General features: G+C 67.1%; 21 protein-coding genes. 12 read left to right on the top strand and 9 right to left on the bottom strand.

What is annotated here, in order from left to right; translation table 11 throughout:
* Nucleotides 1-26 precede the first annotated feature (26 nt).
* Nucleotides 27-1487 (bottom strand): DHA2 family efflux MFS transporter permease subunit, encoded by a 1461-nt coding sequence (locus QZ609_RS08465; protein WP_295493245.1) that lies wholly within the window; start codon nt 1485-1487, stop codon nt 27-29.
* Nucleotides 1488-1515: 28 nt separating this feature from the next.
* Nucleotides 1516-2040 carry an SRPBCC family protein gene (locus QZ609_RS08460; protein WP_295493243.1) on the bottom strand — a complete coding sequence of 175 codons (525 nt, stop codon included), beginning with the start codon at nt 2038-2040 and terminating at the stop codon, nt 1516-1518.
* A gap of 304 nt (nt 2041-2344) precedes the next feature.
* Between QZ609_RS08460 and paaA the strand changes: the two genes are divergently transcribed.
* From paaA to paaE, 5 genes are read left to right on the top strand one after another with little or no spacing between them, the layout of a single operon-like run.
* Nucleotides 2345-3367 (top strand): 1,2-phenylacetyl-CoA epoxidase subunit PaaA, encoded by a 1023-nt coding sequence (paaA, locus tag QZ609_RS08455; RefSeq protein ID WP_295493240.1) that lies wholly within the window; start codon nt 2345-2347, stop codon nt 3365-3367.
* A gap of 16 nt (nt 3368-3383) precedes the next feature.
* Entirely contained in the window at nt 3384-3671 is a 288-nt protein-coding gene (paaB, locus tag QZ609_RS08450; protein ID WP_295493238.1) for a 1,2-phenylacetyl-CoA epoxidase subunit PaaB, read from the top strand.
* Between the two features lie 5 nt (nt 3672-3676).
* On the top strand, nt 3677-4477 hold the full coding sequence (paaC, locus tag QZ609_RS08445; RefSeq protein WP_295493236.1) for a 1,2-phenylacetyl-CoA epoxidase subunit PaaC: 801 nt from the start codon (nt 3677-3679) through the stop codon (nt 4475-4477).
* Nucleotides 4478-4488: 11 nt separating this feature from the next.
* Nucleotides 4489-5028: a 1,2-phenylacetyl-CoA epoxidase subunit PaaD gene (paaD, locus tag QZ609_RS08440; protein WP_295493273.1), complete on the top strand. Its 540-nt coding sequence runs from the start codon at nt 4489-4491 to the stop codon at nt 5026-5028.
* Nucleotides 5029-5040: 12 nt separating this feature from the next.
* Nucleotides 5041-6138, top strand: coding sequence for a 1,2-phenylacetyl-CoA epoxidase subunit PaaE (gene paaE, locus QZ609_RS08435; RefSeq protein ID WP_295493234.1), 1098 nt, complete (start codon nt 5041-5043; stop codon nt 6136-6138).
* A 53-nt stretch (nt 6139-6191) separates the two neighbouring features.
* On the opposite strand, the gene QZ609_RS08430 is transcribed toward paaE, so the two are convergent.
* Nucleotides 6192-7604, bottom strand: a complete 1413-nt coding sequence (locus tag QZ609_RS08430) for a cation:dicarboxylase symporter family transporter (protein ID WP_295493232.1) — start codon at nt 7602-7604, stop codon at nt 6192-6194.
* Nucleotides 7605-7630: 26 nt separating this feature from the next.
* Nucleotides 7631-9028, bottom strand: a complete 1398-nt coding sequence (locus QZ609_RS08425) for an adenylosuccinate lyase family protein (RefSeq protein WP_295493231.1) — start codon at nt 9026-9028, stop codon at nt 7631-7633.
* Nucleotides 9029-9156: 128 nt separating this feature from the next.
* Here QZ609_RS08425 and QZ609_RS08420 point away from each other — a divergent pair, with 128 nt between their 5' ends.
* The gene (locus QZ609_RS08420) at nt 9157-9891 is read left to right on the top strand and encodes a GntR family transcriptional regulator (RefSeq protein WP_295493229.1); all 735 of its coding nucleotides are present in this window, start codon (nt 9157-9159) and stop codon (nt 9889-9891) included.
* Between the two features lies 1 nt (nt 9892).
* Here the strand turns inward: QZ609_RS08420 and QZ609_RS08415 are convergent, their stop codons facing one another.
* The 5 genes from QZ609_RS08415 to QZ609_RS08395 form a co-directional block, all read right to left on the bottom strand.
* Nucleotides 9893-10504 (bottom strand): TetR/AcrR family transcriptional regulator, encoded by a 612-nt coding sequence (locus QZ609_RS08415; protein WP_295493227.1) that lies wholly within the window; start codon nt 10502-10504, stop codon nt 9893-9895.
* 59 nt (nt 10505-10563) lie between these two features.
* Nucleotides 10564-11691, bottom strand: a complete 1128-nt coding sequence (locus QZ609_RS08410; protein ID WP_295493225.1) for an acyltransferase — start codon at nt 11689-11691, stop codon at nt 10564-10566.
* A gap of 80 nt (nt 11692-11771) precedes the next feature.
* Nucleotides 11772-13064, bottom strand: a complete 1293-nt coding sequence (locus QZ609_RS08405) for an RNA polymerase sigma factor (protein ID WP_295493223.1) — start codon at nt 13062-13064, stop codon at nt 11772-11774.
* Between the two features lie 15 nt (nt 13065-13079).
* Nucleotides 13080-13511, bottom strand: coding sequence for a YciI family protein (locus tag QZ609_RS08400; RefSeq protein ID WP_295493221.1), 432 nt, complete (start codon nt 13509-13511; stop codon nt 13080-13082).
* Between the two features lie 112 nt (nt 13512-13623).
* A complete protein-coding gene (locus tag QZ609_RS08395) occupies nt 13624-14640 on the bottom strand; it encodes an AraC family transcriptional regulator (RefSeq protein ID WP_295493219.1) in 1017 nt (338 codons plus the stop codon).
* Between the two features lie 228 nt (nt 14641-14868).
* Here QZ609_RS08395 and QZ609_RS08390 point away from each other — a divergent pair, with 228 nt between their 5' ends.
* The 6 genes from QZ609_RS08390 to QZ609_RS08365 form a co-directional block, all read left to right on the top strand.
* Nucleotides 14869-16002, top strand: coding sequence for an acyl-CoA dehydrogenase (locus tag QZ609_RS08390; RefSeq protein ID WP_295493218.1), 1134 nt, complete (start codon nt 14869-14871; stop codon nt 16000-16002).
* 75 nt (nt 16003-16077) lie between these two features.
* Complete coding sequence (locus QZ609_RS08385; protein ID WP_295493215.1) at nt 16078-17790, top strand: AMP-binding protein; 1713 nt, start codon at nt 16078-16080, stop codon at nt 17788-17790.
* A 47-nt stretch (nt 17791-17837) separates the two neighbouring features.
* A complete protein-coding gene (locus QZ609_RS08380; RefSeq protein ID WP_295493213.1) occupies nt 17838-19385 on the top strand; it encodes a CoA-acylating methylmalonate-semialdehyde dehydrogenase in 1548 nt (515 codons plus the stop codon).
* Between the two features lie 19 nt (nt 19386-19404).
* Entirely contained in the window at nt 19405-20307 is a 903-nt protein-coding gene (gene mmsB, locus QZ609_RS08375; protein ID WP_295493211.1) for a 3-hydroxyisobutyrate dehydrogenase, read from the top strand.
* A complete protein-coding gene (locus QZ609_RS08370) occupies nt 20307-21107 on the top strand; it encodes an enoyl-CoA hydratase (protein ID WP_295493209.1) in 801 nt (266 codons plus the stop codon). Before mmsB ends, QZ609_RS08370 begins: the two co-directional genes overlap by 1 nt.
* Nucleotides 21104-21590 (top strand): enoyl-CoA hydratase/isomerase family protein (locus QZ609_RS08365; RefSeq protein ID WP_295493206.1); only part of this gene is annotated, 487 nt, incomplete at its 3' end. The genes QZ609_RS08370 and QZ609_RS08365, both read left to right, overlap by 4 nt.

Raw genomic sequence — 21590 nt, 5'->3', positions numbered from 1 at the left:
GTTTTGCTTCGCGGGGCGCTGCGCGCTCAGATTGGCGCGGAGGGCGATTGCTCCGCGCCGGCATGCCCGTGGGTCGCATCATGCGCACGCGTGCGCACGAACACCCCGGCCAAGACTGCGGCCAGCGCGGCGGCAATCGCCCCCAGCAGGAAGGCGAGGCGATAGCCGCCGTTGAGGGCGATATTGGCGTCCGCACCGGCGGCCGCAAGGCGGTTGGTCTGCGCCGCCGCCAGGCTGGCAAGGATGGCCAGCCCCAGTGCGCCGCCCATCATGAACGACGTGTTGACCACGCCCGAAGCCAGCCCCGATTCATCCGGCGCGACATCGCTCATCGCCGCCAGCAGCACCGGGTTGAAGGCCACGCCGGCACCCAAGCCCAGCAGCACCATGCCGGGCAGCACGTGCATGACGAAGCTGCCGTCCGCTGGTGCGCGCGCAAACAGCACCAGCCCGACCGCCGCCACCAGCAGCCCGATCGACAGTGGCGCGCGAATGCCGAAGCGCATCACCAGCTTGGCCGACAGCCCCAGCGAGAACACCGCCATGATGATGTTGGCCGGCAGGAAGGCCAGGCCGACTTCCATCGCGCTGTAGTTCAGCACGCGCTGCAGATACAGCGCAGAGATGAAGAACCACGCGAACATCGCCGCCGCCCACAGCACGCCCACCACGTTGGCCGTCGCCACATTGCGCAGCGCGAACATGTGCAGCGGCATGAGCGGATGCGACACGCGCGACTCGATGACGAGGAAGGCGATCATCAGCGCGATGGCGATGCCGAGTTGGACCAGCGTTTGCGCCGACGCCCAGCCCGCCTCGTTGCCGTGCACGATGGCGTACACCGCCAGCATCAGCGAGGCGGTGACGGCGATAGCGCCGGCGACGTCCAGCTTGGCGCGATCCGCCAGCGGCTGCCCCGCCGGCAGCAGCGCCACGCACGCCGCATACACCGCCACCCCGATCGGCAGGTTGACCAGGAAGATCCAGTGCCAGCTCAACGTGCTGGTCAGCAGCCCGCCCAGTAGCACGCCGATGCTGCCGCCGCCCGCGCACACGAAGCCGTAGATGCCCATCGCCTTCGCGCGGTCGGCCGGCGAGGTGAACAGGTTCATGATCAGCGACAGCGACACGGCGGAGACCACCGCCCCGCCCAGCCCCTGCACGGCGCGCGCGGCGATCAGCAACCCTTGCGAGTTCGCCAGCCCACAAGCCGCCGATGCCAACGTGAACAGCGTGATCCCCAGCAGGAACAGACGCCGATGGCCGAACAGGTCACCCAGCCGTCCGCCCAGCAACAGGAAGCCGCCGAAGGTGAGCATGTAGGCGTTGACCACCCACACCAGCGCGGTCTCGGTAAAGCCCAGATCCGCCCGGATGGACGGCAGCGCGACGTTCACGATGGTCGTGTCCAGCACGATCATCAGCACGCCCAGGCAGAGCACGATGAGGGCAAGCCAGCGCTTGCGTTCGTCGATGCCATGCGTCATGAAAGCTCCGATGAAGCGCAGCGGTGCCTCAGGACTCCGCAGCGGATTTCAGATTGGCGAGACCGGTCTCGAAGTCCTTGCCGATCATCGCGTCCATGTTGAAGAACAGGCCCATCACCTTGGACATGAACGGGCTCGGGCCATACATCGCCCAGGTCACGTGCGTGGTGCCGCCGCGGTCTTCCAGTGTGAATTCCGCCGTGTTGTGGGCTTCGAACGGTTTGAGGAAGTCGAGCTTGATCTTCACGAGGTTCGGCGCCGCATCGGTGATCTCCATCTGACCCGCACCGACCTTGCCGGTGCCTTCCCACGCATAGGTCGCGCCTTTGCCGCTGGCGGCGCCGCCGTAGCTGCGCTTCATGCTGGGGTCGAGCTTTTCCCACGGCGACCAGGCCGTCCAGCGGTGGAAATCGCTGATGAAGGGGAAGACCTTGTCGGCCGGCGCCTTGACGTCGGCTTCACGCTGGATGCGGAAGGTGTCCGGTCGCGTGGCGGCCAGACCGAGCACGACAACGATGGCGACCACGATGACGATCGCGATGATCTTGAGCATGGTATGCATTCTCCATAGGAGCGGTTGGGGGCGAGTGGAGCCGGGTTCGGCCGGACGAGGCGGTGGCCGTAACAGGCGGTGCCGTGGCGACGACGTGGATTCTGGTCGAACCACCGGCCTATTGAAAGTATTGCATTGTGCACTTTTGGTAGGCCGGGTTCCATCCGTCTGTGCATTCTAGGCAAGGCTGGCTGGGGATATCCCGTTATTGACCGACCGGTCGGACGGCTTATAATCGATGCGCCCACAACGTGTGCCCGTATAGCGTTGCGAGCACATGATCTGAATGCGATCGGAGGACGGCATGTATACCCAAAGCCTGGATCTTCCTGGCGGCGTACCCACAGCACAGGAACTGGCAGACGTCGCCCAGGACGAGGCGGCGTTGCAGGCGCATTTCGACGCGCGCATCGGCGCCGACCAGAAGATCGAGCCGCAGGACTGGATGCCCGCGCCGTATCGCAAGACGCTGCTGCGGCAGATCTCGCAGCACGCGCACTCGGAGGTGGTCGGCATGCTGCCCGAGGGCAACTGGATCACGCGGGCGCCGTCGCTCAAGCGCAAGGCCATCCTCTTGGCCAAGGTGCAGGACGAGGCGGGCCACGGCCTCTATCTCTATTCCGCCGCCGAGACGCTCGGCAGCACGCGCGACGAGATGATCGACGCGCTGCACGAGGGGCGCGCCAAGTATTCATCGATCTTCAATTACCCGACGCTGGCCTGGGCCGACGTGGGCGTGATCGGCTGGCTGGTCGACGGCGCGGCCATCATGAACCAGGTGCCGCTGTGCCGCTGCTCGTATGGGCCGTATGCGCGCGCCATGATCCGCATCTGCAAGGAGGAGTCGTTCCACCAGCGCCAGGGCTATGAATCGCTGCTGACCATGATGGGCGGTACCCAGGCGCAGCGCGACATGGTGCAGGACGCCGTCAACCGCTGGTGGTTTCCGGTGCTGATGATGTTCGGCCCGCCCGACACCGCATCGCCCAACAGCGCGCAGACCATGGCCTGGGGCATCAAGCGCATCTCCAACGATGATCTGCGCCAGCGCTTTGTCGACGCGACTGTCGAGCAGGCGCGCGTGCTGGGCGTGACGCTGCCCGACCCCGGCCTGCAATGGAACGAGGCGCGCGGTCACTACGATTTCTCACCGCTGGACTGGTCCGAATTCAAGCGCGTGCTGGACGGCCATGGCCCCTGCAACCGCGAGCGCCTGACCACCCGCAAGCGTGCGCACGATGAAGGCGAATGGGTGCGCGAAGCCGCGCTCGCCTATGCCTGCAAGCGCGCCGAGCGCGACAACCCACCCGCCGAACAAGCCGCCTGAGCCGAAGGAGCACACCATGCATCAACACGAATGGCCGCTGTGGGAAGTCTTCATCCGCAGCAAGCAGGGCCTGGAGCACAAGCACTGCGGCAGCCTGCATGCGGTTGACGCCAAGCAGGCGCTGCAGATGGCGCGCGACGTGTACACGCGTCGGCAGGAAGGCATCTCGATCTGGGTCGTGCCCTCGGCCGCCATCACCGCCAGCGAGCCGGACGACAAGGCCATGCTGTTCGACCCGATGGCCGACAAGATCTACCGGCACCCGACGTTCTATCGGTTGCCGGACGAAGTCAACCACATGTGATGGCCATGAGCACCGACGCCCATCTGCAGTACGTGCTGCGCCTGGCTGACAACGCCCTGATCCTCGGCCAGCGCAACGCCGAATGGACCGGCCACGGCCCCGTGCTGGAAGAGGACATCGCGCTGTCCAACCTGAGCCTGGACCTGATCGGCCAAGCGCGCCTGCTTTACACGCACGCGGGCCAGCTTGAAGCCGCGCTCACCGGCACGCCGCGCACGGAAGACGACTACGCCTACTGGCGCGCGGAGGCCGCCTTCCGCAACTACACGCTGCTGGAGCTGCCGCACGCCGGTCCGCTGAGCGCCACCGCCGCCAGCCAACGCGACTACGCCGTCACCATCGTCCGCCACTTCCTGTATGCGGCCCTGATGGTGCCGCTGTGGGAGGCGCTCGCGGCCTCCACCGATGCCGAGCTGGCCGCCATCGCCGCCAAGTCGGTCAAGGAGATGCGCTACCACCTGGCCCATACGCGCGACTGGTTGGTGCGCTTTGGCGATGGCACGGCGGAATCGCACGCGCGTGCGCAAGCCGCGCTGGATTGGCTGATGCCGTACACCAATGAGTTCTTCACCACGGACGACGTGGAGGATGCCGTTGCCGAAGCCGGCATCGGCGTGCGGCCGACCGAGTTGCGTGCAGCTTGGGAGGCCACCGTGCGTGATGCCCTCGACGAAGCCACGCTAGCGTGGCCGGAGGCTGGGCCGTATGTCAGCACCGGCAAGCATGGCGTGCATTCCGAACACATGGGCTTCCTGCTGGCAGAGATGCAGGGCCTCGCCCACCAATTCCCGGGGGCATCGTGGTAGCCGAGCCTGTTATCGCCACCAGCACGGGCGGCCTGCAGCCGGGTGCCGCCCGGCTGGCGCGTGCGTACGCGGCGCTTGCAGCTGTGACCGATCCGGAAATCCCCGTCGTCACGATTGCCGAGCTGGGCATCCTGCGCGACGTATCGATCGACGGCACCGGTACGCTGGTGGTGACCGTCACGCCCACCTATTCCGGCTGCCCGGCGATGGACCAGATTGCCGATGACGTGCGTCGCGCATTGCAGGCAGCCGACGTGGGCGCCTACCGTGTGTGCTCGGTCCTGTCGCCGGCGTGGACCACCGATTGGATCACGCCGGAAGGGCGGCGCAAGCTCCACGACTTCGGCATCGCGCCGCCGGCGCATGTAGTGGCGGCAGGTGGTGCGCGGCCGATCAAGCTGATCCGACCCGCCGAGGCCGAGCGCGTGGCCTGCCCGCAATGCGGCTCGCACGACACGGTGCTGGTCTCCGCCTTTGGCTCCACCGCTTGCAAGGCGCTGTACCGCTGCCGCGCCTGCCGCGAGCCGTTCGATTACTTCAAGCCCTACTGAACCGGGATCGCCATGACACCGCAATTCCACCCGCTGCGCGTCGCTGAAGTCCGAGGTGAGACCGTCGATACGATTTCCGTACGCTTTGACGTGCCGAACGACCTGCGCGACGCCTATCGCTTCACACAAGGCCAGTTCCTGACGCTGCGTGTGCCGGCAGGGCAGGTGCCCAATCAGGGCGAGGTGCGGCGCTCGTATTCCATTTGCTGCGCGGTGCAGGACTATGACGCCCACGGCGAGCTGCGCGTAGCCGTCAAGCGTGTCGACGCGGGCGTGTTCTCCAACCACCTGCACGACCGCATCCGCGTCGGCCAGACGCTCGACGTGCTGCCGCCCGACGGCCGCTTCTATGTGCCGCTGGCCGCTGAGAGCGCGCGCCACTACGTCGCCTTTGCGGCCGGCAGCGGTATCACGCCCATCCTGTCGCTCGTCAAGACCACGCTGGCCGCCGAGCCGCACAGCCGCTTCACGCTGGTCTATGGCAACCGCGATATCGACAGCATCATCTTTGCCGAATCGCTGGAAGACCTGAAGGACCGCTACCTCGATCGGTTTGCGCTGTACCACGTGCTGTCGCGCCAGTCGCAGGAGATCGCGCTGTTCAACGGGCGGCTCGATGCCGACAAGGTGCGCGCGTTCCTGTCCACGCTGATCCCGCCCGACGACATCGACGCCGCCTTCGTCTGCGGCCCGTCGACGATGATCGACGCGGTGGAGGCCGCGTTGCTGGACGCCGGCGTGCCGCGCGAGCGCGTGCATGCGGAGCGCTTTGGCGTGCCTGTTGGCGCGGCGGGTACGGCCGCGCCGCGCAGGAAGGCGGCCATCGCGGGGGAGATCGACCTGACGGTGGTGCTGGACGGCAAGTCGCACCATGTGCCGATGGCGGGCGATGCCAAGGTGCTGGACAGCGCGCTGGGCGCCGGGCTCGACTTGCCCTACGCGTGCAAGGGCGGGGTCTGCTGCACGTGCCGCGCCAAGGTGCTGGAAGGCCGCGTGGAGATGGAGAAGAACTTCACGCTGGAAGACTGGGAGATCCAGCAGGGCTTCGTGCTGACCTGCCAGGCGCGGCCGCTCACGCAGCACGTGGTGGTCAGCTACGACGAGCGCTAGGGCCCGTCGCAAACAGCGGCCGAGCGTGGTCGCGCTCAGACGCTGTCTGGCGTTCAGTGCGAGATCCCGGCATTCTTGAGTGAAATGCCCGGCGGGTGAGGATTGGCCTCGCTGGTGTCTTCCGGCAGCAGATTGCCGTCATCCAGCCCAGCGTCGGCGCGTGCAGTCAGGGGATAGCGCTCGGGGTACAGGTGGCGCTGCGCTGTCGCGCTGTCGAACGTGCCGGACCAGCGGGCCACCACCACGGTGGCGAGGCTGTTGCCGATCGTGTTGCACGCGGCGATCGCCATTGACATGAAGCGGTACACCCCGAAGATCACCGCCAGTCCTTCCACCGGCAGGATGCCGGTTGACGTCACCGTTGCGGCAAACACCACGAACGACCCGCCCGATACCGTCGCCGCGCCTTTGGAGGTCAGCAGCATCAGCAGCAGGATGCCGAGTTGGTGCTCGAACGTGATGGGCACGTTGTACGCATGGGCGATGAACATCACGCCCATCGACATGAAGATCGACGTGCCGTCGAGGTTGAACGCATAGCCTGTCGGCAAGACCAGCCCGACGGTCTGCTTGGCGCAGCCCAGCCGTTCAAGCTTGATCAGCAGGCGGGGCAGTGCGCTCTCCGACGAGGCGGTGCCCAGTACGATCAGGATCTCGTCCTTGATGTACCGCATGAAGCGCCACATGCTGAAGCCCGCCAGCCGCGCAATCAGCCCCATCACCACGACGATGAATAGCGCGACGACCGCATAAAAGCTCAACACGAGCTGCGCCAATGCGATCAGCACGGTGGTCCCGTTGCTGCCCACGGCGAAGGCGACGGCGCCGAAGGTGCCCAGCGGCGCCAGCTTCATCACCAGGTTGACGAAGGAGAACAGCACCTCGGAGATCAGGTCGAGGCCTGCAGTGATGCGCACGCGCCGGCTTTCTGGAATCGCGAGAATGCCGATGCCGACCATGACCGCCAGCACCACGACCTGCAGCAGCTCGCCCCTGGCGAACGCGCCGATGAAGTTGTCTGGCACAAGGTGCATGACGAACTCGTGGAAGCCCTGCGGTGCCGCCTTCGCCGCTATCGCCGGCATGGCACCCGCCGTGACGGCGGTCATGCCCTTGCCCAGCTGCAACAGATTGCCGGCCAGCAGGCCCACGGCCAGCGCAATGGTTGATACCAGCTCGAAGTAGACGATCGAACGCCAGCCGACGCGGCCCGCGCTACGGACGTCGCCCGCCGAGGCAATGCCGTGCACGATGGTGAGAAACACCAGCGGCGCCACCCCCGCCTTGATGAGGGCGAGAAAGACGTCGCCGAGAATCTTGAGCTGCGCGCCGACTTTCGGGAACAGCAGCCCGGCGGCAATGCCCAGCACCAGCGACGCCAGCACCTGCATGCCCAGCTTCTTGTACCAGGGGCGCTTTGCGGCCGGGGCGATCGACTCTTGGCGTGAGGCTTGGTCGTTGATCATGATGTGTGCTCCTCCACCGTCGCCAATCAGATCTGGCTGGACAGTTCGATGGCCCGGTCGACCATCTGCGGCGCGAGGCCCAGGTAGTTGGCCGGATCGGTCATGCGGTCGATCGCCTCACGGCTGAAGTGCTGCGTGACCTGCGGGAGGGCTGCCAGCGCGTCGGCAAGGGTGCCGCCGTGTTCGTTCACCGTGCGGCAGGCGTCGTACACGATGTCGTGGGCCTGCTGGCGCCCCGTGAACGGCGCCATCTGCATCATCACCGCCTCGGCCACGATCAGGCCGCGGCTGATGCCGAGGTTGTGCTTCATGCGATCGGTGTCGACGATCAGCCCGCCCAGCGCGAACTTGGCCTGATGCAGCGCGCCGGCGGTCAGGATGAAGCTCTCGGGAATCGCGATCCACTCGGCATGCCACGGGCCGGTCGCGCGCTCGAAGTCCTGCACCATGGCATCGACCATCAGGCCCGCATGCTGGCGCACCGCCTTGGAAGCGGCGAGCATCAGTTCGCTGGAGATCGGGTTGCGCTTCTGCGGCATCGTGCTGCTGGCGCCGCGTCCCTTGACGAAGGGTTCGTAGACTTCCGCAAATTCCGTCGACGCCATGATCATGATGTCGAGTGCGATCTTGCCCAGCGACCCGGTGATCAGTGCCAGCAGGTTCACCGCTTCGGCAAAGCCGTCGCGTGCCACGTGCCACGTCGTCGCCGGCACACCGAGGCCGAGTTCTTCGGCGAGCGCGCGCTGCACGTCGAAGCCCTTGTTGTCGCCCTGGCCGCCGAGCGAAGCCAGCGTGCCTGCCGCGCCGGCAAACTCCACCACCGCCACGCGCGGGCGCAGTTCGGCAACGCGCTGCTGGTGGCGGTCGAACATCGCCAGCCAGATCGCGGCCTTGTAGCCGAAGGTCACCGGCAAAGCTTGCTGCAGGTGGGTGCGGCCGGCCATTGGCGTGTTGCGATGCTTGGTAGCCAGATCGGCCAGGATGCCGCGCAGCGCGCGGATGTCCGCATCGATGCTGTCCAGCGCATCGCGCACCTGCAGCGCGACGGCGGTGTCCATGATGTCCTGCGTGGTCGCGCCCCAGTGGACGTAGCGCCCGGCCTCGCCGCACATCGCCACGAGCTGGTGCACCAGCGGCAGGATCGGGTAGCCGACGATGTCGGTCTCCTCGCGCATGTGGTCGAAGTCGATGCGCTCGATTCGCGATTCGCGGGCGATGGCGGCGGCCGCCTCGGCCGGGATCACGCCGACGCGCGCCTCGGCCTTGGCCAGCGCGATCTCGACGTCGATGTAGCGCTGCACGAGCGCGCCGTCGGAAAACATCTGGCGCATCGCCTTGGTGCCGAAGGCGTCGCGGAACAGGGCGGAATCGATGACGGTGCTGGCCGCCGGAATCGTGTGAGGAGACAGGGCTTGGATGGACATGGTGCTAGCTTGTGTGAACGAGGCGGGTTGGCTAATATGTTCGAACATATCGATATTAAATATGTTCGAACATATTGACGAAAGGCGGGTTAACCCGCGCTCGCCCTAATGTGACGAAACAGCCATCCATGAGCAAATCGACTTCGACAGACATCACCCGGCAGCTTCTCGACGGCATCACTACCGGGCGCTTTCCGGTCGGCACCTTGTTGCCGACGGAATTCGAGTTGTGCGAGCAGTTCCAGGCCAGCCGCTACACCGTGCGGGCGGTGCTGCAGGAGCTGCAGCAGCTCGGGCTGGTCTCGCGGCGCAAGAATGTGGGCACGCGCGTGGAAGCCGCGCAGCCGAAAGCGGTGTTCCGGCCCACGTTGGCGTCGGTGGAAGACCTGGTGCAGTTCGGCACGGAGCACCTGCGTGCCGTGCAGGCCGTGGAGGCGGTGGCGGTGCCTGCCGATGTCGCCAACGAGATCGGCTGCGCCAGCGGCGCACGCTGGCTGCGTATCTCCAGCCTGCGGATGGAAGGCGGCAAGGACGCCGCCCCGATGGGCTGGACCGACGTCTACATCGATCCGGCCTACGCGGAGATCGGCGACATGGTGCGCGAATCGCCCAGCACGCTGGTCAGCTCGCTGATCGAGTCACGCTACGGCCGGCAGATCGCGGAGATCCACCAGGACGTGCGGGCGTCCACGCTGACTGATGTGCGCATTGCGAAGGCGTTGACCCTGAACGTAGGTGACCCCGTGCTGAAGATCGTCCGCCGGTATCTGGACGCGGACGGGGAAATGTTCGAGGCCTCGGTGACGGTGCATCCGGCCGACGGCTTCTCGGTGTCGATGCGTCTGACGCGTTCGACGGCGTAGCTCAGGCTGGCGCGCCGCCCAGCCCGTTATCGAGCATGTCGATCACCATTTCGGCGTAGCCCTCGTACGAGAGCGGGCCATCGGGTTTGAGCCAGGTGAACGTCCAGTTCATCATGCCGAACAGCATCATCGTGGTGGGCGTGCGGTTGGCGTCGTCCACCTTGTCGGGATACGCCGCCCCCAGTTGCCGACCCACGGCTGCGACGACTTCCCGCTCGCGCGCGAGCACGATGTCGCGCTGCTCCGGCGACAGGTATTTCACGTCATTGAGTAGTGCCACATGGCGCGTGCGCGAGGTGGCGTATTCGGCCAGGAAGGTGCGGATCAGCAGGTGCAGCGTGGCGCGGGCGGAGAGCTTGGCGTGGCGCGCATCGCGCTCGGCGCGTTCGACCAGGTCGGCCAGCCGCTTGGTGTAGCGGTCGAGCAGGTCGAACAGGATCGCTTCCTTGCCTTCGTAGTAGTGATACAGCCGCGACTTCGAGCCGCCGCACGCCGCGGCGAGCTGGTTCATCGACACGCTCGGGTAGCTGTCGGCTGCAAAGGCTTCGGCGGCGGTATCGAGCACGTTTTCTCGGCGCAGCTCGAATTCGTCTTCGTTCTTGACGCGGGACATGTGGGGCGGCACATCGGGTGGATGGCCGCCATGGTAGCAGCGTTGCAGGGCGCATCGGCTCAGGGCTTCTGCATGCCCAGCCGTGCGCGCCAGGCGAGTTCGCACCCGCGCATCCAGCTGACCGCTTTGCGGCCGCAGGCAATGGCGGGCTGCTCGACGTAGCGGTGCAGGAGCATGGCCAGCATGATCGTCAGCGCCAGGTTCGCGCCGAACAGCATCAGCTGCGCACCGATCCGCTCCGGTGCGATCACGCCCACCAGCCGATGCGTGGCTTCGATGACGGTCGGGTGCACAAGGTAGAGCGCGTACGACAGCTCACCCAACCACACGGCCACGCGCGGCACGCGCAATGTGCCGCAGTATTCCGCGGCCACCAGCCCGGCCAGCAGCGCACCCGCGGGCAACCCGCGCGCCAGCAGATCGAACTTGGGCACCGGTCCGATGACCGAGGCGACGAACGCGGCCGCGCCCATCGCGAGCAGCAGACGCGCGCGTGCCGGCGTGAGGCGGTGTCGATGCGCCGCGTACAGCCACGCCAGGCCTGCGCCGAGCAGGAACTCCAGCACCAGCGGGTTGGCGGCCAGCGCCAGCATCGGTGTGGCCCACGGGTAGATCGCCTGCGGATCGCGCAGCACCGCACCCGTGTGCCAGAACGGCAAGATGACCGTGGTGGTGAACAGCGCCAGCGCCACCAGCCACAGCGCACGCCGGCCCAGCAGCGCCAGCCCGAGTGCGCACAGCAGATAGAAGAACGCCTCGTAGTTCAGCGACCAGCCGACATAGAGCGCGGGATAGCCAAGATAAGGCGCATCCGCGTTGGCCTGCGGCAGGAACGCCAGCGAGGCCGCCAACACGCCCGCCGATACCGGGTTGAACCATGCCGAATGCAGCGCCGTCATCAACCAATACGGCGGCGCTAGCCTGAATGCGCGCTTGACGAGAAACGCGCCCGGCGTCTCCGGCCCCTTCGGCCCCACCACCGCTACCCACGCGATGATGAAGCCGCTGATGACGAAGAACACGTCCACGCCAACGTACCCGCGCTTGATCACATAGGTGGTCAGCCATGCCAGCGCAGGGAAGTCAGGATGCGCGAGCGCGAGCCCGGAGTGGAAGACCACGACATACAGCGCCGCAAAGCCGCGCAGCGCCTGGATGCTTTGAAGGGAATCGGAAGAACGGTTCACGCGAGAACGGGTGGCGGGTGTGATTGCCGCCGGTGGGGCATCGGCAACCCCCGTCTCTCAGCAATCGGCGTGCCGCGCGTTCAGCCCGGCGGCCGGCAACGCTGGGCACGTTCAAGCAGCAGCGCGCGCTCCTGCCGGTTGCGTGCCAGGGCAGCGGCGCGCTCGTACTCGGCGCGGGCCTCGTCCAGGCGGTTGAGCTTGGCGAGGAAATCGGCGCGCACGCTGGGCAGCAGGTGGTAGTCGCGCAAGGCGGGTTCCGCCAGCAGTGCATCGACGATCTCCAGCCCGGCCGCCGGCCCATACGCCATTGCCACGGCAACGGCGCGGTTGAGTTCGACCACGGGCGAGGGCGCGACCTGCGCCAGCGCGTCGTACAGCGCAGCGATGCGCGCCCAGTTGGTCTGCTCGGCGGTGCGGGCGCTGGCGTGGCAGGCGGCAATCGCGGCCTGCAGGCCATAGGGGCCCAGGCCGTGGCCGCAGGCTTCCGCGCGGGCCAGTGCTGCAAAGCCGCGCTGGATGAGGAGATGGTCCCAACGGCCGCGGTCCTGGTCGAGCAGCAGGATTGGCCGGCCACCCGGGCCCACGCGGGCGCGCAGGCGCGAAGCCTGCAGCTCCATCAGCGCGACCAGGCCGTGCACCTCCGCCTCATTCGGCATCAGCCCGGCCAGGATGCGGCCCAGGCGCAGCGCGTCTTCGCACAAGGTGGGGCGGGTCCAGTCGTCGCCGGCGGTGGCGGCATAGCCTTCGTTGAAGATCAGGTAGATCACCTGCAACACGGCGGACAGCCGCTCCGGCAGCAACTGCGGCTCGGGCAGCTCGAACGGCACGCGCGCCGCCGTGAGCGCGCGCTTGGCACGCACGATGCGCTGCGCGACGGTCGGCTCCGGCACCAGGAAGGCGCGCGCGATTTCATCAGTAGTGAGGCCGCCCAGCAGGCGCAGCGTGAGCGCCACGCGAGCCTCGTGCGGCAACACCGGGTGGCAGGCGATGAAGACCAGGCGCAGCAGGTCGTCGCCGATGTCATCGTCGCGTGCGGTTTCCGCATCCGCCTGGGCGAGCTCCTGCTCGATTGCCAGCTCGATCGCCAGCAGCTCGTGCTTGCGTTGCGCGAGGGTGTGGTGGCGCAGGCGGTCGATGGCGCGGTGCTTGGCGGTGGCGGTGAGCCATGCGGCCGGGTTGTCGGGAATGCCCGTCGCGGGCCATTGTTCCAGCGCCGCCACCAGCGCGTCCTGCGCCAGCTCTTCGGCCAGGCCCACGTCGCGCAGCAGGCGGGCGAGTCCGGCGATGATCCTGGCCGATTCGATGCGCCACACCGCCTCGATGGTGCGGTGGATGGCGGCCGTGGCTGTTGTTGCTTGTGTCGAATCGGCCATGGCCCGGGCGGATGCTTACTGCTGCTTGGCCGCCAATTCAGCGCGCAGGCGGTCTTCGCGCTCGCGCTCTTCGGGCGTGAAGGCGGCGCCAAAGTCTTCCGCCTCGAACACGCGGCGGATCTCCAGCCGCACATTGCCGCCGGCATCCAGCGCCGGCCAGCGCTTGACCCACTCGAGCGCCTCTTCCAGCGACTTGACCTGCAGCATGGCGTAACCGGCCACCAGCTCCTTGGCCTCGGCAAACGGTCCGTCGATCACGGTCGGCTTGCCGCCCTTGAACTCCACGCGCGCGCCGCGCGAGCTTGGGTGCAGGCCCTCGCCACCCAGCAGCACGCCGGCGCCGGCGAGGTCTTCCATGTACTTGCCCATCGCGGCAAACAGTTCCTCGGTGGGCGTTACGTCGGCTTCGGTGTCCTTGTCAGCCAGTCGCAGAACCATGAATCGCATGTTGTTTCTCCTTGGGGATGGGGAAGTCGCGAGATGTTCGCGCCTCTATTTGCACGTCGAATGACGGCTGGGCGAAATCGACAAACACGACATTGAAAGTTGTAACTGAATATTACAGCGGGTGCGCCAGCCGGTAATCGGTTGGGCGCATGCCGGTCCACTTGCGGAACGCGCGGTGGAACGCGCTGGGCTCGGCAAAGCCGACCGCCGCCGCAATGTCGGCGATGGTGTGGTCGGTGTCCTGCAACTCGGCGATGGCGATGTCGCGCCGCAGGTCGTCCTTGATCGACTGGTAGGTGTGGCCCTCCAGCTTCAGCCGCCGGCGCATGGTCGCCTCGGCCACGTTCAGCTTGAGCGCCATCGCGTCGGACGCCGGCCATGCCGAGACCGGCAGCGCGCGCAGCGTCTTGCGCACGCGCGCGGCAAAGGAATCGGGGTTGCGGTACTTGACCACGAAGCTGCCCGGCGCATCCCGCAGGAAGGCCTTGATCGATTTCGCCGTCTGCACCACCGGCAGCGCCAGGAAGCCGGGCTGCAGGTCGACATACGATGCATCCTGATCGAACGTCAGGTCATCGCAGAACATCAGCCGGTACTCCTGCTCGGCCGGCGGCGCCGAGCATTGGAAGCGTGCCGCGATGAGCGGAATGCGCCGGCCCACCAGCCAGCAGGTCAGGCCGTAGACCATGATGAACCACGTGGCGTAGGCGAACATCTTTGGCGCGGGCGTGCCCGGGCGATGCGCGAATTCGAGCCGCACGCGCGTGGCATCCACCTGCACCTGCACGGCGAGGTCGTCCAGCACCAGCCGCATGAACCCGACGGCGCGCTGCAGCGCCTGCTTGCCGGTGCGCGCGGTCAAGGCGGCCTGGGTCATGGCGATGAAGCTGCCGCTACGCATCGGGTGCGAGTCCTGGCCGAAAAACTCGTCGTCGAGCGCCTGCGCAATGCCTGCCCACAGCGCCCCGTATTGCGCGGAAGAGATACGGCTCTTGGGCGAAGCCAGCATCTGCGGCGCTATCCCTGCGGCGGCCGCCATCGGCTGTACGTCGAGCCCACGTGCGCGGGCGAGCGCCAGCGTCTCTTCGACGAGGCGCATGGAGATGGTGCCTTTTTCGTTTTTCTTCATCGTCGTAGCAAGCAACCCGCGCATGGCGGGTGACGGCATCCGGCATGGCAAATCCGCTCACGCAGATTGATCGTGACGGGCATCGAAGCCACGCCAGCGGATGCCTAGACTCGTTCCCAATCGAATGACCCGGACCGCGACGGCAGCACATGAGCGGCACGCGGGGCGCCACAGTGTAAAGCGCCCGCACCCCCGGCGCCATGGCGGCAGCAAGAGCAGAGACAAGCGATGGACGACTTCTACACCGAAGAACAGCGGATGATCCATGACGCCGCGCGCGATTTCGCCACGGAATGCCTAGCGCCCCATGCGGCGCAGTGGGACCGCGACGCCCAGCTGCCAGACGAGGTGGTCAAGCAGATGGGCGACCTGGGTTTGCTCGGCATGATCGTGCCGCCCGAGTGGGGCGGCTCCTATACGGACTACGTGGCCTATGCGCTCGCGCTCGAAGAGGTGGCCGCCGGCTGCGCCGCCTGCGCGACCATGATGAGCGTGCACAACTCGGTCGGCTGCGGCCCGATCCTCAAGTTCGGCACGGACGAGCAGAAGGCGCGCTACCTGCCGGACCTGGCCACCGGCCGTGCCATCGGCGCGTTCTGCCTGACCGAGCCGCAGGCGGGCTCGGAGGCCAACAACCTGCGCACGCGTGCCGTGCTGCGCGACGGCCACTGGGTCATCACCGGTAGCAAGCAGTTCGTCACCAACGGCGCGCGGGCCGATCTCGCTATCGTGTTTGCCGTGACCGACCCTGAGGCCGGCAAGCGTGGCATCTCCGCCTTCATCGTGCCGACCGATACGCCGGGCTTCCACGTCGGGCGGCCGGAGCACAAGCTCGGCATCCGTGCGTCGGACACCTGCCCGATCTCGCTCGAAGACTGCGCCGTGCCTGAAGCCAACCTGCTGGGCGAGCGGGGCGAGGGCTTGAAGATCGCGTTGTCCAATCTCGAAGGCGGGCGCATCGGCATCGCCGCGCAGGCGGTAGGCATCGCGCGCGCCGCGTTCGACGCTGCCCGCAATTACGCGAACGAGCGCATCCAGTTCGGCAAGGCGCTGCGCGAGCACCAGACCATCGCCAACATGCTGGCCGACATGGCCACGCGCCTGAACGCGGCGCGCCTGCTCGTACACCACGCGGCGCGGCTGCGCAGTGCGGACAAGCCCTGCCTGTCCGAAGCCTCGCAGGCCAAGCTCTACGCGTCTGAACTGGCCGAGGAGATCTGCTCCAACGCCATCCAGATCCACGGCGGTTACGGCTACCTGGCCGACTACGCCGTCGAGCGCCACTACCGCGACGCACGCATCACCCAGATCTACGAAGGCACCAGCGAAGTCCAGCGGATGGTGATCGCGCGGCACGTCTAGCACGCCCTGCGCCGAATGGGTCGACAAATCGCGACCGAACACACAGAGCGCATACGCGCCGACCAGGAGACGACGATGAACGAAGTGGCATCTGCAGCAAAGGGCTCGAAGGACTTTGTCGAAGCGCGCGATTTCCTGCTGCGCCATCGCACCGACTACGATCGCGCGTACCGCGAGTTCGGCTGGCCCGTGCTGGGCGAGTTCAACTGGGCGCTGGATTACTTCGACGTCATGGCGCGCGGCAACGACAACGCGGCGCTGTGGATCGTCGATGATCCGCAGCAGCCCGGGTTGAAGCTGTCGTTCGCGCAGATGTCCGAACGGTCTTCGCGTATGGCGAACTTCCTGCGCGGCCTCGGCATCGTGCGTGGCGACCGCCTGCTGCTGATGCTGCCGAACCGCGTCGAGCTGTGGGACGTGATGCTGGCGGCGATGAAGCTGGGCGCCGTCGTCCTGCCCGCCACCACGCAGCTCTCGCCCGATGATGTGCGCGACCGCGTGGAGCTGGGCGGCGCGACCGGCGTGGTCGTCGATGCGGCGGAGCTGCACAAGTTCGAGACGGTCGATGCGGGCGTCAAGCGCATCGCCGTGGGGGCGCAGCGCGACGGCTGGGTTGATCTGGCCGGCGCCTACAGCGCGAGCGCCGAGTTCATCCCCGACGGCCCCACGCGCGCCACTGATCCGCTGCTGCTGTACTTCACCTCGGGCACCACGTCCAAGCCCAAGCTGGTCGAGCACACGCACCAGAGCTATCCGGTCGGGCACCTGTCGACCATGTACTGGATCGGCCTGCAGCCCGGCGATGTGCACTGGAACATCAGCTCGCCCGGCTGGGCCAAGCATGCGTGGAGCTGCTTCTTCGCGCCGTGGAATGCGCAGGCCTGCGTGTTCGTCTACAACTACGCGCGCTTCGTGCCGAAGGACACGTTGGACGTGCTGGTGCGCTGTAACGTGACCACGCTGTGCGCGCCGCCCACCGTGTGGCGGATGCTGGTGCAGGAGCCGCTGGCGTCGTACGCGGTCAAGCTGCGCGAGATCGTTGGCGCAGGCGAGCCGCTGAACCCCGAGATCATCGAGCGCGTGCGCACCGCCTGGGGTGTGACCATCCGCGACGGCTTCGGCCAGACCGAGACCACCTGCCAGATCGGCAACACGCCGGGCCAGCCGGTGGTGCCCGGCTCGGTGGGGCGCCCGCTGCCGGGCTACCGTGTCGAACTGGTCGACCATGACGACCAACCGGCGAGCGAAGGCGAGATCGTGCTGCCGCTGTCGCATCGCCCGCTGGGCTTGATGCAGGGCTACGCCAACAACGCCAAAGCGACGGCCGATGCCATGCGCAACGGCTACTACCACACGTCCGACGTCGCCCTGCGCCGCGACGACGGCTACTTCGTCTACATCGGCCGCACAGATGACGTGTTCAAGTCGTCCGACTACCGCCTGAGCCCCTTCGAGCTGGAGAGCGTGCTGATCGAGCACGAGGCCATCGCTGAAGCCGCCGTGGTGCCCAGCGCCGACGCGCTGCGCCTGTCGGTGCCCAAGGCCTTCGTGACGGTGCGCCAAGGCTACGAGGCTGGCCCCGAGCTGGCTCGCGCGGTGTTCAGCTTCTCGCGCGAGAAGCTCGCGCCCTACAAGCGCATCCGCCGCCTGCAGTTCAGCGAGCTGCCCAAGACCATCTCCGGAAAGATCCGCCGGGTGGAACTGCGCCGCCTTGAACTGGAGCGTACGCCCGACCCGGCTCGCCTGCCCGGCGAGTACTGGGAAGAAGATTTCGCCGAACCCCGCTGAAACCCGTCGTCATCCCAATCGCCATCGATTCGTACAGGAGACCCCCCATGAGCGCCGTTGCCTCCCTCTCTTCAGTCCAGCCTGCCGCACGCCAGGACAGCGTGCCCACCGTCAAGCTGCTGATCGGCGGCGAGTTTGTCGAATCGCGTTCGGCCGAATGGCGCGATGTGGTGAACCCGGCCACGCAGGAAGTCCTGGCACGCGTGCCGTTTGCCACGACGGAGGAAGTCGACGCGGCCATCCAATCCGCGCATGCCGCGTTTGCCACCTGGAAGCACACGCCGGTGGGCGCGCGCATGCGCATCATGCTCAAGTTCCAGGCGCTGATCCGCGAACACATGCCGCGCATCGCCCGCACGCTCACGGCCGAGCAGGGCAAGACGCTGCCCGATGCCGAGGGCGACATCTTCCGCGGGCTGGAGGTGGTCGAGCATGCATGCTCGGTGGGCTCGCTGCAGCAGGGCGAATTCCTGGAGAACGTGGCCGGCGCGGTGGATACCTACACGCTGCGCCAGCCGATCGGCGTGTGTGCCGGCATTACGCCGTTCAACTTCCCGGCCATGATCCCGCTGTGGATGTTCCCGATGGCCATCGTGTGCGGCAACACCTTCGTGCTGAAGCCCTCGGAGCAGGACCCGCTGTCGACCATGCTGCTGGTGGAGTTGGCGCTCGAAGCCGGTGTGCCGGCTGGTGTGCTGAACGTCGTGCACGGCGGCAAGGATGTGGTCGATGCGCTATGCACGCATGAACACGTGAAAGCGATTTCGTTCGTTGGATCGACTGCTGTGGGCACGCATGTGTACCGCCTCGGTAGCGAGCACGGCAAGCGTGTGCAGTCGATGATGGGCGCGAAGAACCACGCCGTGGTGCTGCCGGATGCGAATCGGGAGCAGACCCTCAACGCGCTGGCGGGCGCGGGCTTTGGCGCGGCTGGGCAGCGTTGCATGGCGACATCCGTGGTGGTGCTGGTGGGCGCTGCCCAGCAGTGGGTACCGGATCTGATCGCGAAGGCCAAGACGCTCAAGGTCAATGCAGGCGTGGAGCCGGGCACCGATGTCGGCCCCGTGGTCTCGCGCGCGGCCAAGCAACGCATCCTCGGCCTGATCGAATCTGGCGTGCAGCAGGGCGCCACGCTGGCACTGGACGGCCGCAACGTGCGCGTGGCGGGTTACGAAGACGGCAACTTCGTCGGCCCGACCATCTTCACCGATGTGACCACCGACATGGACATCTACACCAACGAGATCTTCGGCCCCGTGCTGCTGGTGGTGACGGTGCCGACGTTGGACGAGGCCATCGCACTGGTCAACCGTAACCCGTTCGGCAACGGCGTGGGCCTGTTCACGCAGAGCGGCGCGTCGGCGCGCAAGTTCCAGAGCGAGATCGACGTCGGCCAGGTCGGCATCAACATCCCGATTCCGGTGCCGGTGCCGTACTTCAGCTTTACCGGCTCGCGCGGGTCCAAGCTGGGCGACCTGGGCCCGTACGGCAAGCAGGTCGTGCAGTTCTACACGCAGACCAAGACCGTCACCGCGCGCTGGTTTGACGATGCGGTGGACGCCGGCGGCGTGAACACCACCATCAGCCTGCGCTGATCGACCAAGGAGCGTTGTCATGAAGATCGCTTTCATCGGCCTGGGCAACATGGGCGCCCCGATGGCGCGCAACCTGCTCAAGGCGGGCCATGCGCTCAGCGTGTTTGACCTGAACGCGCAGGCGGTGCAGTCGCTGGTGGAAGCCGGCGCCACGGCTGCCGCTTCGCCCAAGGAGGCCGTGGCTGGCGCGGAGATCGTCATCACCATGTTGCCGGCTGCGGCACATGTACGCAGCGTGCTGACCGCGCCGGACGGCGTGCTGGCCGGTATCGGCCAGGGCGTGCCCATCATCGATTCGAGCACGATCGACCCGGCCAGCGCCAAGGCGTGTGCCACGTTGGCGGCCGAGCACGGCAACACGTTTATCGACGCGCCGGTCTCGGGCGGCACGGGCGGCGCGGCAGCCGGCACGCTCACCTTCATGGTGGGCGGCAGCGTGGCGGCGTTCGAGCAGGTGCGGCCGGTGCTCTCCGCCATGGGCAAGAACCTCGTGCACTGCGGCGACACCGGCGCCGGTCAGGGCGCGAAGATCTGCAACAACCTCGTGCTCGGCATCACCATGGCCGGCGTGGCCGAGGCCATGTCGCTGGGCGAAGCGCTGGGCATCGACCCGAAGGTGCTGGGCGGCATCATCAACACGTCCACCGGCCGCTGCTGGAGCTCGGACACGTACAACCCGTTTCCCGGGGTGATCGAGACCGCGCCATCCTCGCGCGGCTACACCGGCGGCTTCGGCACCGACCTGATGCTCAAGGATCTGGGCCTGGCGGGTGACGCCGCCAAGGCGGTCCGCCAGCCGGTCTACCTGGGCGCGCTGGCGCAGCAGCTCTACCAGACCGTCAGCAGCCAGGGTGATGGCAAGCTGGACTTCTCCGCCGTCATCAAGCTCTATCGTCACGAAGGTCAGGAAGGGGGCGCCTGATGATCGAACTCGATTACGTGAACGACGACCATGCCGTTGCGCTGGTCACGCTCAAGCGCCCGCCGGCCAACGCCTTCACGCCGCAAGGGCTGCTGCAACTGCAGGCCACCGTGGAGAAGCTGAACGCCGACCCGCGCGTGCGCGCCCTGGTCATCACCGGCGACGGCCCGAAGTTCTTCAGCGCCGGGGCGGACCTCAACACCTTTGCCGACGGCAACCGCGACGTGGCGCGCGAAGCCGCTGCGCGCTTCGGCGCCGCCTTCGAGGCGCTGCAGAACGCGCGCCCCGTGGTGATCGCTGCCATCAACGGCTTTGCGATGGGCGGCGGGCTGGAGTGCGCGCTGGCGTGCGACATCCGCATTGCCGAGCAGCATGCCAAGCTGGCCGTGCCCGAGACGGCTGTCGGTCTGCTGTGCTGCGGCTGCGGCACGCAGACCCTGCCGTGGCTGGTGGGCGAGGGCTGGGCCAAGCGCATGATCCTGACCGGCGAGCGCGTCGACGCGCAAACCGCACTGCGCATCGGCCTGGTGGAAGAGGTGGTGGAGACTGGCGCCGCACGCGACGCCGCCATCGCCATGGCGCAACGCGTGACGACGCTGAGCCCGCAGGGCGTCACCTACAGCAAGCACCTGATCCACCAGGCGCGCAACGGCGTGCCGCGCTCGGCTGCCCTGGCCATCGAGCGCGAGCGCTTTGTCGACCTGTTCGACCATCCGAACCAGCGCGAAGGCGTGAACGCCTTCCTGGAGAAGCGTGCCCCGCGCTGGCACACCGCACCCGAATCGGAGGCGCTGCAATGAGCGCCGTCCAGATGCCCGTGGCGCAGCCTGAAGCGGTGGCTGCCGAACCCGAAGTGCTGATGCGCGTGGTCAACCGCGTCGCCATCATCACGTTGAACCGGCCGTCCGCCTTGAACGCGCTGTCGCACGGCATGGTGCGGCAGTTGGCCGTGCTGCTGGAGCAATGCCGTCATGACGATGGCATCGTCGCGCTGGTATTGCGCGGCGCCGGCCAGAAGGGCTTCTGCGCCGGCGGTGACGTGCGTTCGCTCTACCAGATTGCCCAGCAGAACCGCATGGGCGGCGAGGGTGGCTGGCTCCAGTTCTTCATCGATGAATACCGGCTTGACTATGCGCTGCACCAGTTCCCGAAGCCGATCGTGGCGCTGCTCGACGGCATCACGATGGGCGGCGGCATGGGGCTGGGGCAGGCCGCGCGCCTGCGCGTGGTGACCGAGCGCACGAAGATGGCGATGCCGGAAACGCGCATCGGCTTTCTGCCCG

It is taken from the genome of uncultured Ralstonia sp. (assembly GCA_913056305.1).
In the GTDB taxonomy this organism is placed as follows: Bacteria; Pseudomonadota; Gammaproteobacteria; order Burkholderiales; family Burkholderiaceae; genus Ralstonia.
The sequence above is the reverse complement of the archived record's forward strand: the minus strand, read 5'-3'. Positions and strand labels throughout refer to the sequence as shown.

Coding starts and splice junctions, on each gene's coding strand:
- paaC (WP_295493236.1), top strand. CDS start 3,677: ATGAGCACCGACGCCCATCTGCAGTACGTGCTGCGCCTGGCTGACAAC.
- paaB (WP_295493238.1), top strand. CDS start 3,384: ATGCATCAACACGAATGGCCGCTGTGGGAAGTCTTCATCCGCAGCAAG.
- mmsB (WP_295493211.1), top strand. CDS start 19,405: ATGAAGATCGCTTTCATCGGCCTGGGCAACATGGGCGCCCCGATGGCG.
- QZ609_RS08425 (WP_295493231.1), bottom strand. CDS start 9,028: ATGTCCATCCAAGCCCTGTCTCCTCACACGATTCCGGCGGCCAGCACC.
- QZ609_RS08405 (WP_295493223.1), bottom strand. CDS start 13,064: ATGGCCGATTCGACACAAGCAACAACAGCCACGGCCGCCATCCACCGC.
- QZ609_RS08430 (WP_295493232.1), bottom strand. CDS start 7,604: ATGATCAACGACCAAGCCTCACGCCAAGAGTCGATCGCCCCGGCCGCA.
- QZ609_RS08420 (WP_295493229.1), top strand. CDS start 9,157: ATGAGCAAATCGACTTCGACAGACATCACCCGGCAGCTTCTCGACGGC.
- QZ609_RS08385 (WP_295493215.1), top strand. CDS start 16,078: ATGAACGAAGTGGCATCTGCAGCAAAGGGCTCGAAGGACTTTGTCGAA.
- paaA (WP_295493240.1), top strand. CDS start 2,345: ATGTATACCCAAAGCCTGGATCTTCCTGGCGGCGTACCCACAGCACAG.
- QZ609_RS08400 (WP_295493221.1), bottom strand. CDS start 13,511: ATGCGATTCATGGTTCTGCGACTGGCTGACAAGGACACCGAAGCCGAC.
- QZ609_RS08415 (WP_295493227.1), bottom strand. CDS start 10,504: ATGTCCCGCGTCAAGAACGAAGACGAATTCGAGCTGCGCCGAGAAAAC.
- QZ609_RS08380 (WP_295493213.1), top strand. CDS start 17,838: ATGAGCGCCGTTGCCTCCCTCTCTTCAGTCCAGCCTGCCGCACGCCAG.
- QZ609_RS08370 (WP_295493209.1), top strand. CDS start 20,307: ATGATCGAACTCGATTACGTGAACGACGACCATGCCGTTGCGCTGGTC.
- paaE (WP_295493234.1), top strand. CDS start 5,041: ATGACACCGCAATTCCACCCGCTGCGCGTCGCTGAAGTCCGAGGTGAG.
- QZ609_RS08390 (WP_295493218.1), top strand. CDS start 14,869: ATGGACGACTTCTACACCGAAGAACAGCGGATGATCCATGACGCCGCG.
- QZ609_RS08465 (WP_295493245.1), bottom strand. CDS start 1,487: ATGACGCATGGCATCGACGAACGCAAGCGCTGGCTTGCCCTCATCGTG.
- QZ609_RS08395 (WP_295493219.1), bottom strand. CDS start 14,640: ATGAAGAAAAACGAAAAAGGCACCATCTCCATGCGCCTCGTCGAAGAG.
- QZ609_RS08460 (WP_295493243.1), bottom strand. CDS start 2,040: ATGCTCAAGATCATCGCGATCGTCATCGTGGTCGCCATCGTTGTCGTG.